The organism is Curtobacterium sp. NPDC087080 (assembly GCF_044745105.1).
In the GTDB taxonomy this organism is placed as follows: domain Bacteria; phylum Actinomycetota; class Actinomycetes; order Actinomycetales; family Microbacteriaceae; genus Curtobacterium.
Window position 1 is genome coordinate 693,498 of the sequence record NZ_JBIUZP010000001.1, and the last position, 13,785, is coordinate 707,282.

The following is a 13,785-nucleotide window of genomic DNA, read 5'->3' on the forward strand; positions in this document are numbered from 1 at the left end:
CCGCCTCCGACGCCACTACCAGCGCCCGAGCCGGGTCTGCAGGACGGCCAGCGCGGCCGGCCCGGCGGTCGACGTGCGGAGCACGGTGTCGCCGAGCCGCACCCGCACGGCGCCGGCGGCCTCGAAACGATCGAACTCGGACCCGTCGATGCCGCCCTCCGGACCGACCACCAGGACGATCTCGTCGACGTCCGTCGGCGGCTCCCACGCGGAGAGCCGCACCGCACCCACCGGGTCCAGCACGACCACCGCACGCCGCGCCTCCCGGCCGCCGCCCGACGACGGGCCGGCAACCGACGACGCGCCGTCGCCCGACGACGAGCCGCCATCCGACGACGAGCCGGCCAGCGCGGCCAGCTGCGCCGTCGTCACCGGCGCGTCCACCGACGGGACGCGCGAGCGGACCGCCTGCTTCGCGGCCTCCTGCGCGATGGCCGCCCACCGGGCACGGCCCTTGTCGACCTTGGCGCCGTCCCACCGGGACACGCTCCGCGCGGCCGACCAGGGGACGATCCGGTCGACGCCGATCTCGGTCGCGGCCTGCACCGCCATCTCGTCGCGCCCGCCCTTCGCGAGCGCCTGCACGAGCACCAGCGCCGGACGCGGCTCCGCGTCGACCGCGACGTCGGCGACCGTCAGGGTCAGCGTGTCCTTCCCGGTCGACGCGACCGAACCCGTGACGACCGTGCCGCGCCCGTCCGCGATGCGCAGCGCCTCGCCGACGCGGACCCGCGCGACGGACACCGCGTGCCGCCCCTCGGCGCCGTCCAGCGACACCGGGTCGCCGACACCGACACCGTCGAGCAGGCCGGGCTCCACCAGGTACAGCGACGCCATCAGAAGTTGAAGAAGCGGTCGCGCAGCTTGCCGAACATGCCCTGCTGGAAGCGGGCGAGCTGCGGCCCCGGCGCCTTGTGCGACTTCGCGAGCTGCTCGACGAGTCCGCGCTCCTTGTGCGAGAGCTTCGTGGGGGTCACGACCTGCACCCCGACGCGGAGGTCACCCCGACCGGTGCCGCGCAGCTTCGTCACGCCGCGGTCCTTGATCACCAGGACGTCGGCGCTCTGCACGCCCGGGCGGATCTCGAGCTCGACCGGCCCGTCGAGGCCGTCGATGGTCGTGTGCGCACCGAGGATCGCGTCGGTCATCTGGACCTCGAGCGTCGCGAGGAGGTCGTCGCCGTCGCGGCTGAACACGTCGTGGTGGCGCACCTTCACCTCGAGGTAGAGGTCCCCCGAGGGGCCGCCGGCCGGGCCGACCTCGCCCTGACCGGGCATCTGCAGACGGAGCCCGGTCTCGACGCCCGCGGGCACGTCGACGGGGATCGTGCGGCGTGCGCGGACGCGGCCCTGTCCCTGGCACGTCGGGCAGGGGCTCGGGATGACGGTGCCGTAGCCGCGGCACGTGCCGCAGGGCGCGCTCGTCACGACGTTGCCGAGCAGCGAGCGGACCTGGCGCTGGATGTGGCCGGAGCCGCCGCAGATGTCGCAGGTGCGCGGGCTCGTCCCCGGCGCGCAGCACGAGCCGTTGCACGTCTCGCAGACGACGGCCGTGTCGACCTCGACGTCCTTGTGCGTGCCGAACACGACCTCGTCCAGGTCGACCTCGATGCGCAGCAGGGCGTCCTGCCCGCGCTCGGCCCGGCTCCGCGGTCCGTTGCCGCGTCCGCCGCCGCCACCGCCGCCGAAGAAGGCGTCGAAGATGTCGCTGAAGCCGCCGGCGGCACCGCCGCCGAACGGGCTCTCCTGCGGGCCGGCGTCGTAGCGGCGACGCTGCTCGGGATCGCTCAGCACGTCGTACGCGTGCGTCACGTCCTTGAAGCGCTCGGCCGCGTCCGGGCTCGGGTTCACGTCCGGGTGCAGCTCGCGCGCCAGCCGTCGGTAGGCCTTCTTGATGTCGGCATCGGAGGCGTCCGGCTGGACGCCGAGGACGTCGTAGTGGTCTGCCACGGTTCCCTCAGTCGGTTTCGGTTCGGTCGGTGGGTCGCGGCGGTCGCCGCGGTCCGGTCTGGAGGCGCGGAGCCGGTCCGCTGGACACCGCGCGGGGGGCGCGTGGTCCGGTCAATGTTCGCCCAGCAGCTTGGACAGGTACCGTGCGACCGCGCGGACGGCGGCCATGTTCGTGCCGTAGTCCATGCGGGTCGGGCCCAGGACGCCCAGTCGGGCGACCGCCCCGCCTCCGGCGAGGTAACCGCCGGCCACGATGCTCGTCGCGTCGAGGCCGTACTCGGCGTTCTCGGCGCCGATGCTCGCGGCCACGGCCACGTCGTCCACCTGCATCTCGCCGAACAACCGGAGCAGGGTCACCTGTTCCTCGATCGCCTCGAGCACGGGGTACAGGCCGCCGGAGAAGTCACGCTCGCTCTTCGCCAGGTTCGCAGCGCCGGCCATGACCAGGCGGTCCTGCCGGTTCGCCGCCACCTGCTCGATGAGGGTCGCGACGACGACGCCGCCCAGGGTCTGCGCGTCCGGGCGGAGCTGCCGCGGGACCTCGCGCAGGGCACGGGGGACGTCCCGCAGCAGGAGTCCGACGCTCGCGCCGTTCACGACGGTCCGGAGCTCGGTGAGCGAGTCCTCGTCGAGGGGGACGTCCGTCTCGACCACACGCTGCTCGACGCGGGCCGTGTCTGTGATCAGGACGACCATGAGCCGGGTGTCGCCGAGCCGCACGAGCTCGACGTGCTGCACGCGGGCACGCACCATCGACGGGTACTGCACGAGCGCGACCTGGTTGGTGAGCTGGCTGAGCAGGCGGACGGTGCGGCCGAGGACCTCGTCGAGGTCGTTCGGCGTGCCGAGGAAGGTCTCGATGGCGTGCCGCTGCGCCGTCGACAGGGGCCGCGCCGCCGCGAGGTGGTCGACGAACAGGCGGTAGCCCTTGTCCGTGGGCACCCGACCGGACGAGGTGTGCGGCGCCGCGATGAGCTGTTCGTCCTCGAGCTGTGCCATGTCGTTGCGGATCGTCGCCGCGCTGACGCCGAAGGCGTGCCGCTCGACGATCGTCTTCGAGCCGACGGGCTCGCGCGAGGCGACGTAGTCCCGCACGATCGCCTTGAGGACCTCGAGGGAGCGTTCGCTGACCATCCGGACCCCTTCCGTTCGATGCTGGCACTCGGACGTGTCGACTGCTGATCCTACGCCCGACCGCCGACCCACCGGGACCGGAGGCCCCTGCGCCGGTACGCTCACGGCATGAGCTACGGACAGCAACCAGGCGGCCCGCAGGACGGCCGGTACGGCCAGCAGCCGGGGGGACCCCAGAACCCGCAGGGACCGCAGTACCCGGCCGGCTTCACGCCGCCCCAGCCGATGTCGCCGGAGGACCAGCGCCTCTGGGCGACGCTGACGCACGTCGGCGGCATCTTCTTCAGCCTGGTCGTGCCGATCATCGCGTACCTGGTGCTGCGCGACCGTGGGCAGTTCATCAAGGAGCACACTCGCCAGGCGCTGAACTTCCACATCACGGCGGCGATCGCGTACGTCGTGGCGTGGCTGCTCTGCCTGGTCGTGATCGGCTTCGTCCTGCTCCCGATCATCGGCGTGCTCGTGATCGTGTTCGCGATCCTGGCGGCCGTGGCGGCGAACCGCGGCGACCTCTACCGCTACCCGCTCACGATCGAGTTCATCAAGCAGTAGCGCGGGCGGCAGCCCGTGCGCTAGTCGAGCAGCTCGCGGACGACCGCGTCCGCGAGCAGCCGACCCTGCAGGGTCAGCTCGATCCGTCCCCGCACCGCGGCCGACCCGTCCACGAGACCGCGGGCGATGAGGCCGGCGACGCGGCCACGGGCCTCCCGGCCGAGCTCCGCGGTGGTGAGCTCGCCGCGCACGCGAGCGGCCAGCAGCACCCGCTCGACGTACCGGGTGTCGGCGTCGAGCGTCTCGCGCCCCGCCGCGGGCGACTCGCCCGCCAGCACCCGGTTCGCGTACGCGGCCGGGTGCTTCACGTTCCACCAGCGGGTGCCGGCGACCGCCGAGTGCGCGCCCGGGCCGACGCCCCACCAGTCGTGACCCTTCCAGTAGGACAGGTTGTGCCGGCTCGCGTGGCGCTCCGGACCGCCGTGCTCGTCGGCGCGTGCCCAGTTCGAGACCTCGTACCAGGCGTACCCGGCGTCGGCGAGGGTCCGGTCCGCGAGCTCGTACATGTCGGCGGCCAGGTCGTCGTCGGGCGCGGGGAGCTCGCCGCGGGCCACCATCCGCCCCATCGCCGTGCCCTCCTCGACGATGAGCGAGTAGGCCGACACGTGGTCGGGGGCGCAGGCGAGCGCGGCGTCGAGCGAGGTGCGCCAGTCGTCGAGGGACTCCCCCGGGGTCGAGTAGATGAGGTCGAGGCTGACGTCGAGGCCCTGCTGCTTCGCGAGGTCCACGACGACCGGCACGCGCTCGGGGTCGTGCGTCCGGTCGAGTGTGGCGAGGACGTGCGGCACCGCGGACTGCATGCCGTAGCTCATCCGGGTGAACCCACCGCGCGCGAGCGTCGCGATGGCGTCCGCGTCCACGGAGTCCGGGTTCGCCTCGGTCGTGACCTCCGCGCCCGGCAGGATGCCCCACGTGTCGTCGATCGCGCGGAGGATCATCACGAGGTCGTCCGCCGGCAGCATCGTCGGTGTGCCACCGCCGAAGAACACCGTCGAGACCGGGCGGCGCGGCACCCCGGAGCGGTCGAGGACCTCGGCCGCCCAGCGGATCTCCTGCACCGCGTGGCCGGCGTAGTCGTCGCGGCGCACCCCGCGGAGCTCCGACGCCGTGTAGGTGTTGAAGTCGCAGTAGCCGCAGCGCACCCGGCAGAACGGCACGTGGACGTACACCCCGAAGGGGACGTCGCCGGCGCCCGGGCCGGGGGTGAGCAGGCCGTCCGCGGGAGCGGGATCGGCGATCGGGAGCGCACTCGGCATGGACTCCATTCTCGGCCATGATGGAGCCATGGAGCACCACACCGTCCCCACCACGGTGCTGTGGGACATCGACGGCACCCTCGTCCTCAACGCAGCGTCGCCGGGCAACCTGTACCACCTGGCCGTCGAACGCGCCGTCGGCCGCGACCTGGTGCTGAAGGTCGGCCACCAGCACGGACGCACCGACGCGGGCCTCATCGCCGACCACGTCCGGGCGCACGACCTCGACGACGCGCTCATCCCCACGGTGAGCCGGCACCTGCGCGACCTGACCGACGAGCGGTACGGCCGGGGCGAACGCCGCTCCCCCGCCCCGGGTGCCGCCGCGCTCGTCCGACGCTTCGCCGCGCTGGGCTGGCGGAACGGGCTGCTGACCGGCAACTCGGAGCACCGGGCGCGGGTGAAGCTCGGCGGCGCGGGCTTCGACCTCGACGCGTTCGACTGGGAGCACTCGTACTTCGGGGACGCCGAGGTCGAGCGCACCGGGGTCACTGCGCGTGCCGCTGCGGCACTGTCCGGGGAGCGGGCCGTGATCGTCGGGGACACCCCGCGGGACGGCGAGGCGGCCGATGCGGTGGGCATCCCGTTCGTCGCGGTCGCGACCGGGGTCTACGAGGTCGACGCCCTGCGGGGGACGAGCGCGGTGTGCGTCGCGCGGGACTGCGTGCAGGACGCCCGGCTGCTCGAGGACGCGATCGCCGCGCTCCCGCCGCTGCGCTGAGCGGGGGCGCGCTCAGTCGCCGCGCAGTGCGCTGAGGTACTTCGCGGCCATCACCCGCTGCTGCCGACGGAGCAGCGGGGCGACGAGCGCCCACTTCCGGCTGGACGGCTGCGAGAACTGCCGGATCTGGAGCCACACCGAACCGTCGCTCGTGCGTTCGACCACGAAGGACTCCTCGCCGGACAGCGGGTGGCCCTCGAGCGTGCCGTACGCGAAGCCCTTGCGGTCGGTCTCGTCGATGATCGACACGACGCGGACCGGGGCGTGCACGGTCTGCCCGAAGGCGTGCATCTCGAGCGTCGCCGTCGTGCCGGCCGTCAGCAGCGGCGTGCCGTCGGCCGCGAACTTCTCGACGCGGGGCGTGCCGATCGACGCCGGCGCGATCGGGACGCCGTGCGCGTCGAACGTCACCGGGTTGTACCGGACCTCGTCGTCGTCCGGCTGGTCACCGACCTGCACCCGGATGCCGCTGCGCTCCTGGATCTGCCAGGTCAGCGCCTGCGTCACCGCGGTCTCGAACCGCGCGTCGCCGTGGCCGATCCGTGCCCGCGACTCCGCCGGGGTGAACCCCTCCGGCGGGTAGGTCATGAGGTCCGCCGCCTGCGTGGCACCGACGGCACCGTAGGTCAGGGCGGTCGGGTAGCTGCCGCGGGAACTCATGGAGCCATCGTACCGGCGGGGCCGACCGCACCGTGTCCCCCGCAGCTCGAGACGGACCACGGAGCCCCGCTCGTGGCGGGGCTCCGTGGTGCTGCTCGTGGTCGCCGAGCTACTTCTTCTTCTCTTCGACGTCGCCCGAGAGCGCCGCGATGAAGGCCTCCTGCGGGACCTCGACGCGACCCACCATCTTCATGCGCTTCTTGCCCTCCTTCTGCTTCTCGAGGAGCTTGCGCTTGCGGGTGATGTCACCGCCGTAGCACTTCGCGAGGACGTCCTTGCGCATCGCCCGGATGCTCTCGCGGGCGATGATCCGCGCACCGATCGCGGCCTGGATCGGCACCTCGAACTGCTGGCGAGGGATGAGCTTGCGGAGCCGCTCGGTCATCAGCGTGCCGTAGGCGTAGGCCTTGTCGCGGTGGACGATCGCGCTGAACGCGTCGACCTGCTCGCCCTGCAGCAGGATGTCGACCTTCACGAGGTCCGCGGCCTGGTCGCCGGTGGGCTCGTAGTCGAGCGAGGCGTAGCCCTGGGTCTTGCTCTTCAGCTGGTCGAAGAAGTCGAACACGATCTCGCCGAGGGGCATCTCGTAGCGGATCTCGACGCGGTCCTCGCCCAGGTACTCCATGCCGAGCAGGGATCCGCGTCGCGACTGGCAGAGCTCCATGATCGCGCCGACGTAGTCCTTCGGCGCGAGGATCGCCGCGCGGACCATCGGCTCGCGGACCTCGACGATGCGCCCGCCCGGGAACTCGGACGGGTTCGTGACCTCGGTCACGGAGTTGTCCTCGTTGGTGACCTCGTAGATCACGCTGGGCGCGGTCGTGATGAGGTCGAGGCCGAACTCGCGCGACAGCCGCTCGGTGATGATCTCGAGGTGGAGCAGGCCGAGGAAGCCGCAGCGGAACCCGAACCCGAGCGCCACCGAGGTCTCGGGCTCGTACACGAGGGCCGCGTCGGAGAGCTTGAGCTTGTCGAGCGCCTCGCGCAGGTCCGGGTAGTCCGAACCGTCGATCGGGTACAGCCCCGAGAACACCATCGGCTTCGGGTCCGTGTAGCCGGGCAGGGCCTCGGTCGCGGGGCGCTGCGCACTCGTGACCGTGTCACCGACCTTCGACTGGCGCACGTCCTTCACGCCGGTGATGAGGTACCCGACCTCGCCGACCGAGAGCCCCTTGGTCGGCTTCGGCTCCGGCGACGACACACCGATCTCGAGGATCTCGTGCGTCGACTTCGTCGACATCATCTGGACCTTCTCGCGCGGGTGGATCGTGCCGTCGATCATGCGCACGTACGTCACGACACCGCGGTAGCTGTCGTAGACCGAGTCGAAGATCATCGCGCGCGGTGCCGCGTCGGCGTTCCCGACGGGGTTCGGCACGGTCCGGACGACGCGGTCGAGCAGTTCGGGCACACCGACGCCGGTCTTGCCGGAGACGCGGAGGACGTCCTCCGGCTTGCCGCCGATGAGCTGCGCGAGCTCGGCCGCGTACTTGTCCGGGTCGGCGGCGGGCAGGTCGATCTTGTTGAGGACCGGGATGATCTCCAGGTCGTTCTCGAGCGCCAGGTACAGGTTGGCGAGCGTCTGGGCCTCGATGCCCTGCGCTGCGTCGACGAGCAGGATGGCGCCCTCGCACGCGGCGAGCGACCGGGAGACCTCGTACGAGAAGTCGACGTGACCGGGGGTGTCGATCATGTTCAGCGCGAACGTCTGCCCGTCGAGCTCCCACGGCATGCGGACCGCCTGCGACTTGATCGTGATGCCGCGCTCGCGCTCGATGTCCATGCGGTCGAGGTACTGCGCACGCATCGCCCGCTCCTCGACGATGCCGGTGATCTGCAGCATGCGGTCGGCCAGCGTGGACTTGCCGTGGTCGATGTGCGCGATGATGCAGAAGTTGCGGATCGCCTCGGCCGGGGTCGCGGCGGGCTCGAGCGGCGCGGATGCTTGTGGGCTCACGGTTCCTCAGGGGGTCGGTGCGGTCGAACGATTGTCCCACGGTTGCACGCGGGCAGCGCGCAACCGGAGGCCGGCCTGTGGAGGCACGGTACGGACCGGGACGCTGTGCAGGACGAACGGGCGGCGCGTGGCGGCGCCGCCACGCGCCTCCCGTCCGTCAGGCGGTCACCGTGGCGGGCGCGGGCAGCGCGCCCAGGCCGCGGCGCAGGTCCTCGACGGTCGCTGCCAGGCAGACCCGGATCCAGCCCTCGCCGGAGCGCCCGAACGCGCTGCCCGGTGCGACCGCGACGCGCTCCTGGTGCAGGAAGGCGAGCGCCCACTCGGCGACGTCGCCCTGCGACGCGTGCGAGACGTCGACCCACAGGTAGAAGGCGCCGCGCGGGTCGAGGTAGCGGATGCCCGCTGCGTCGAGCACCTCCTTCGCGACGGCGAGGTTCGCGCGGTAGTGCTCGCGCGCGTCCTGCACGGCCTGGTGGTCGCCCACGATCGCCGCGAGCGCCGCCCACTGGTCCGGCTCGGCGACGCAGCTGATCATCGCCTCCTGCGTCGTGCGCATCGTCGGCCCCATGCCCTTCGGCGTCACCAGGTAGCCGACCCGGACACCGGTCATCGCGTACGTCTTGCTCAGCGAGAAGGCGGTGAAGACCCGGTCGTCCTCGTCGAGGGACGCGATGCTGACGTGGCGGGTGCCGTGGGTGAAGTACTCGTAGACCTCGTCGCTGATCACCCAGAGGTCGTGCCGCTTCGCCAGGGCCAGCAGGGCGCGCAGGGTCTCCTCGCCGAACACCGAGCCGAGCGGGTTCGACGGCGAGTTCACCACGATCGCGCGGGTGTGCTCGGTGATGCTCGCCTCGAGCGCCCCGAGGTCCGGCTCGAAGTCGTGCTGCGGCTCGAGCCGGTACGGCACCGGGGTGGCGCCGATGATGTGCGCGTTCATCGTGAAGGTCGTGTAGCCGGGGTCCGGCACGAGGACCTCGTCGCCGGGGCCCAGCACGAGGGTCATCGCCTGGAACAGCGCCTGGGTCGCGCCGATGGTCGTCCAGACCTGCTCGACGTCGACCTCGATGCGGTTCTCGCGACGGAGCTTGTCGCGGATCGCCTCGCGCAGCGGCGTGATGCCACCGTTCGGCGTGTAGTCCGTGCGGTCCTCGCTCCACGCGCGGCGGGCGGCCTCGCCGATGTGCGGCGCGACCGGGACGTCGGGCTCGCCGATCACGAGCATCGCGACGTCGGTGCCGTCGGCGCGCAACAGGGCGGCCTGTTCGAAGACGCGGCGGATGCCGGAGGCCGGGACGGAGTCGATGCGCGGAGCGAGTGAGGGCACCTCGTCACGGTAGCCCGTCCGTGTTGCGGGGTCGTTTCCGCTCGGCGGAGTCCCCGCGGGCGTCCGGCGCGTCGCTCGTTCGGCGCGTCGGGGCTTTGGTGGTCCGTGCCTCTGCTGGTAGAGTCGGTGGCTGGCTTCCGCGTTCCCCGCCCACGGGTGGAACGCGATGCGACAGAGGGCCCCTCTACCCGACGTCGCGACCACCCGTAGCAGACGAACAAGGAGCAACACGCATGGCGAACATCAAGTCGCAGATGAAGCGCATCAAGACCAACCTCAAGGCCCAGGAGCGCAACAAGGCCTACCGCTCGGAGCTCAAGACGGTCATCCGTCACACGAACGAGGCCGTCGTCGCCGGCGACAAGGACAAGGCCGTCGCGGCCCTGGCCCTCGCAGCGAAGAAGCTCGACAAGGCCGTGAGCAAGGGCGTCATCCACAAGAACCAGGCGGCGAACCGCAAGTCGGCCATCGCCAAGAAGGTCTCCGCGCTCTGAGCGTCTGACACCTGCACGAGAGCCCCGCACCGATGGTGCGGGGCTCTCGTCGTTCCGGGGGGCGGTGCGGTGCGACTCGACGCGACCGTCGCTCAGCGGCGCGACGTGCTCGAGCACAACCGGAAGCACCTCGCGCCAGGGCGATCCACGGCGCGAGGTGCTTCTGGTTGGTCTCCGCGCCGCCGGCACCCGAACGCGGGACGCACGCCCGGTGTGCGCCACACGCAGCACGCGCAGCACGCCCACCTCGCGCAGCACGCGCGACGCGACCGGCCGGGGAGGCGCGTCCCGCCTCAGCGCTCCTCGCCGCGTCGGGCGATGGTCCGGACCATGACCTCGAGCGCGTAGTGCGCGTCGCGTGACCCGCCCTTCACCGCGGTGTCGGCCGCCGCGATGCTCGTGATCGCGTTGGCCAGCCCGGCTTCGCTCCACCCGGCGACGTCGCGCTGCGCGCGCTGCACCTGCCACGGCGCCATGCCGAGGGCGGACGCCGCCTGGCCGCTCGACCCGCGGAAGCCGCTGACCTTCGCCATCGTGCGGATCTTGCTCGCGAACGCCGCGACGATCGGCACCGGGGCCTCGCCGGTCGCGAGGGCGTGCCGCAGCTCGACGATCGCCGGGGCCGAGCGACCCGCGAGCGCGATGTCGGCGACCTTGAATGCATTGGTCTCGACGCGACCGCCGTAGTACTTGTCGACGGTCCGGTCGGTGATCTCCTCGGCCTCGTCCGCCAGCAGCTGCCGGCACGCGGCCGCGAGCTCCGCGAGGTCGTCGGCGAACGCCGCGACGAGCGTGCGCACCGCCGAGGGCGCGATCTTCCGGCGGGCGGCTCGGAACTCGGCGTTGACGAAGTCGATCTTGTCGGTGTCGCGCTTGAGCTCGTCGCACTGGACCTCGACACCGCCGCCGACCCCGCTGCGGATGGTGTCGAGCAGCTTCTTGCCGCGCATGCCACCACCGTGCCGCAGGACCAGCGTGACGTCGTCGGCGGGCGCCTGCAGGTAGGAGATCGTCTCGGTGATGAAGGCGTCGGTGCACTTCTCGACGTTCGTCACCCGCACGAGCCGGGGCTCGCCGAAGAGCGAGGGGCTCGCGAGCGTCGCCAGGAGCCCAGGCGCGTACTGGTCTGCCTCGAGGTCGTGCACCTCGAGCGCCGGGTCCTCGCCGACGAGCAGGTCACGGAGGACGCTGCTCGCACGCTCGGCCAGGAACTGCTCGGGCCCGGTGACGAGCACGACGGGTGCCGGTCGGACGCCGGACCACGGCACCTGGTCGATCTTGGCGGCCGCGCGCGTGGGCTTCTTGGCGGGCATGCGTTCCTTCCGTCGGCTCCGGGGCGAGCTGGTCGGGGCCTGGTCCGATCCTACGGGCCGCCGCCGACGCAGCCCGTGCCCGCCCGACCGTCGACGCCGGTTCCGAAGGTGGGGCTGCCGTCCGCTCGGCCCACACCGTCAACGCACCGTCGGCAATCCGCGAGACCACGACGGTGCCCTGTCGGTCGGTCCGGAACGCCGTCGTCCCCGCGGCACGGAGGGCGTCGAGCGCCGGCGCCGTCGGGTGTCCGTAGGTGTTGTCGGCACCGACACCGATGAGTCCGATCGGTGCGGCGAGCTGTCGGTACAGCGCCGGGTCCTGGTCGGCGGACCCGTGGTGTGCGACCTTCACGACGTCCGGGTGCGCCTCCACGAGCGGGCGGAGTCGACGCTGCGCCTGCTCCCCGAGGTCACCGAGGAACACCCCGGACACGCACGCCGGGCACGCCGCGTCGCGCACCGTCTCGAGGACGAGACTCGCGTCGTTGCCCGACTGCCGGGAGCCGGCGCGCGGCCACACCACTCGCCAGTGCAGCGCGCCGAGGGTGCCCGACGTCCCGTCGTCGGCGGTGCGGACCTCGACCCCGGCCCGTTCGAGCTCCTCGACGACCCGGTCGTCCTCGGGCCGTCCGACCGGCCCGACGAGTGCCCGCACCACACGGTCCGACACGGCTCCGACCGCACCGACGTGGTCGCGGTCGAAGTGGGTCAGCACCAGCAGGTCGACCCGGTCGACCCCGAGCAGGTCGAGGCACCGGAGCAGCAGTTCCTCGTCGTCCCCGGTGTCGACGAGGGCGACCGGCCCGGCGCCGTCGCGGACCAGGACGGCATCGCCCTGACCGACGTCGCACGCAGCGACCGACCAGTCCCCCGGCACGGTCGAGCGCACGACGAGCCGTGGTACGGCGACGGCCCCGAGCCCGATCACGACGACCGCCCCGGCCGCCACCAGCGCCCACGTGCGGCGCTGCTGCTCGGCGAGCACGGCTCCGGCGACCGCCGTGCTGGCCACCGCCGCCGTCACCGCGCCGGGAGGGCCGGCCGGCCAGTCGAGCGTCGCCGCCGGCAGGGCCGCCGCACCGTGTGCGACCGCACCGATGAGCGATGCGGGCGCCCACGCGACGTGCGCGACGACCCCCGCACCCCAGGGCCAGACCGGGGCGAGCAGGCACGCGGCGAGCCCGGTGACGGTGACGACCGGCGCGAGGGGCTCGGTCAGCAGGTTGGCCGGCACGGCGTACGTGGGCAGGGTCGGGGCGAGCACGACCGTCACCGGCCAGCACGCGACCTGCGCCGCGACCGGTACGGCCACCGCCGCGGCGACGGGTTGCCACCACCGCCGCGCGAGCAGGGCCGTCAAGCGCGGTGCCAACGCGATGATGCCGCCGGTGGCGAGGACCGACAGTGCGAACGCCGGAGCCCGGGCGTACCAGGGATCGACCACGAGCATGCCGAGGACGGTGAGCGCCAGGAGCGGCACCCCGCGGAGCGGTCGACCGGTCAGCCGGACGACCAGCACCACGACCGCCATCACCGCGGCGCGGACGATCGACGGGTCGGGGCGGACGAGCGCCACGAACGCCACGAGGAACCCGACCGCCACGACTGCCCGGAGGGCGCGGGGGAACCTGAGTGCTCGACATGCGGCCACGACGAGCGCGACGACGACGGCGCAGTTCGAGCCGGACACCGCCGTCAGGTGCGTCAGGGCGGTGGTCTCCATCGCAGACTCGGTGGCCGCGTCGAGCCCGCCGCGGTCTCCGATCGCCAGCCCGCGCAGGAGTGCGCCGCCGGGTTCGGGCAGGTCGTCGGTCACCGCCGTGAAGGCACGGCGGACGCGCTCCGCCACCGCGAGCGGACCGGTCGGCTGCGCGACCTCGGGCCGTCCGCGCAGGAACACCACCGCCGCGGTCGGTGCGCCGTCGTCGTCGACCTGCACGGTGGCCCGCGCCCGCAGCACCGCTCCCGCCGACGCCCGCAGGTGCTCGGCGGGGACCACGCGGACCGGGACGTCGAGCCCCGTCGAGCCCTCGAGCGCCCGGAGCGTGCCCGTCGTCGACCGGTCGGTGTCGGCGAGGTCCCGGGTCAGCACCACCTCGACGGTGCTCGTCCGTCCTGCCCGATCGACGAGCGGCTGCGGTGACCGCTCCGGAGCGCCCACCGCGACCGCCACCGCCACGAGCGCGCAGCAGGCAGCCACCAGCAGCAGGCAGCCCAGCAGCCCGGGCAGCACGCCCGACAGCACGCGGACCGGCACACCGGGCAGCACGAGCGCCAGGAGGACGACACCGCCGAGCAATGCCGCGGTCGTCGCACACCACCACGCGGCTCCCGGCGCCCCGACGAGCAGCGCGGCCTCGACCCATGCGACGACCACCGGTCCCGCCAGACGCAGGTCGGCGACGGTCGAGTGCAGCTCCACGAC

Annotated in this window: 12 protein-coding genes; 3 read left to right on the top strand and 9 right to left on the bottom strand. The window is 72.8% G+C overall.

Features of this window, described 5'->3' with window-relative positions; all coding sequences use genetic code 11:
* Positions 1 to 15: 15 nt before the first annotated feature.
* The 3 genes from ACIPEQ_RS03275 to hrcA form a co-directional block, all read right to left on the bottom strand.
* Positions 16 to 837, bottom strand: coding sequence for an RsmE family RNA methyltransferase (locus tag ACIPEQ_RS03275; RefSeq protein ID WP_402714044.1), 822 nt, complete (start codon positions 835 to 837; stop codon positions 16 to 18).
* Entirely contained in the window at positions 837 to 1,949 is a 1,113-nt protein-coding gene (gene dnaJ / locus ACIPEQ_RS03280; protein ID WP_126891623.1) for a molecular chaperone DnaJ, read from the bottom strand. Before dnaJ ends, ACIPEQ_RS03275 begins: the two co-directional genes overlap by 1 nt.
* 111 nt (positions 1,950 to 2,060) lie before the next feature.
* Complete coding sequence (gene hrcA / locus ACIPEQ_RS03285; RefSeq protein WP_402714045.1) at positions 2,061 to 3,083, bottom strand: heat-inducible transcriptional repressor HrcA; 1,023 nt, start codon at positions 3,081 to 3,083, stop codon at positions 2,061 to 2,063.
* Positions 3,084 to 3,191: 108 nt separating this feature from the next.
* Here hrcA and ACIPEQ_RS03290 point away from each other — a divergent pair, with 108 nt between their 5' ends.
* Positions 3,192 to 3,635: a DUF4870 domain-containing protein gene (locus tag ACIPEQ_RS03290; protein ID WP_238638173.1), complete on the top strand. Its 444-nt coding sequence runs from the start codon at positions 3,192 to 3,194 to the stop codon at positions 3,633 to 3,635.
* A gap of 20 nt (positions 3,636 to 3,655) precedes the next feature.
* Here ACIPEQ_RS03290 and hemW read toward each other — a convergent pair whose 3' ends face one another.
* Complete coding sequence (hemW, locus tag ACIPEQ_RS03295) at positions 3,656 to 4,891, bottom strand: radical SAM family heme chaperone HemW (protein WP_209824736.1); 1,236 nt, start codon at positions 4,889 to 4,891, stop codon at positions 3,656 to 3,658.
* Between the two features lie 28 nt (positions 4,892 to 4,919).
* Here hemW and ACIPEQ_RS03300 point away from each other — a divergent pair, with 28 nt between their 5' ends.
* Entirely contained in the window at positions 4,920 to 5,612 is a 693-nt protein-coding gene (locus tag ACIPEQ_RS03300) for an HAD family hydrolase (RefSeq protein ID WP_161972636.1), read from the top strand.
* Between the two features lie 12 nt (positions 5,613 to 5,624).
* Here the strand turns inward: ACIPEQ_RS03300 and ACIPEQ_RS03305 are convergent, their stop codons facing one another.
* From ACIPEQ_RS03305 to ACIPEQ_RS03315, 3 genes are all read right to left on the bottom strand, one after another.
* The gene (locus ACIPEQ_RS03305; RefSeq protein ID WP_402714046.1) at positions 5,625 to 6,272 is read right to left on the bottom strand and encodes a DUF1990 family protein; all 648 of its coding nucleotides are present in this window, start codon (positions 6,270 to 6,272) and stop codon (positions 5,625 to 5,627) included.
* A 109-nt stretch (positions 6,273 to 6,381) separates the two neighbouring features.
* Positions 6,382 to 8,229 (bottom strand): translation elongation factor 4, encoded by a 1,848-nt coding sequence (gene lepA, locus ACIPEQ_RS03310; protein WP_402714047.1) that lies wholly within the window; start codon positions 8,227 to 8,229, stop codon positions 6,382 to 6,384.
* A gap of 157 nt (positions 8,230 to 8,386) precedes the next feature.
* On the bottom strand, positions 8,387 to 9,553 hold the full coding sequence (locus ACIPEQ_RS03315; RefSeq protein WP_402714048.1) for a pyridoxal phosphate-dependent aminotransferase: 1,167 nt from the start codon (positions 9,551 to 9,553) through the stop codon (positions 8,387 to 8,389).
* Between the two features lie 233 nt (positions 9,554 to 9,786).
* Here ACIPEQ_RS03315 and rpsT point away from each other — a divergent pair, with 233 nt between their 5' ends.
* The gene (gene rpsT, locus ACIPEQ_RS03320) at positions 9,787 to 10,047 is read left to right on the top strand and encodes a 30S ribosomal protein S20 (protein WP_066653830.1); all 261 of its coding nucleotides are present in this window, start codon (positions 9,787 to 9,789) and stop codon (positions 10,045 to 10,047) included.
* Between the two features lie 293 nt (positions 10,048 to 10,340).
* Here the strand turns inward: rpsT and holA are convergent, their stop codons facing one another.
* Positions 10,341 to 11,315, bottom strand: a complete 975-nt coding sequence (gene holA, locus ACIPEQ_RS03325) for a DNA polymerase III subunit delta (RefSeq protein WP_250367519.1) — start codon at positions 11,313 to 11,315, stop codon at positions 10,341 to 10,343.
* A complete protein-coding gene (locus ACIPEQ_RS03330; protein WP_402714049.1) occupies positions 11,224 to 13,782 on the bottom strand; it encodes a ComEC/Rec2 family competence protein in 2,559 nt (852 codons plus the stop codon). Before ACIPEQ_RS03330 ends, holA begins: the two co-directional genes overlap by 92 nt.
* Between the last annotated feature and the right edge of the window lie 3 nt (positions 13,783 to 13,785).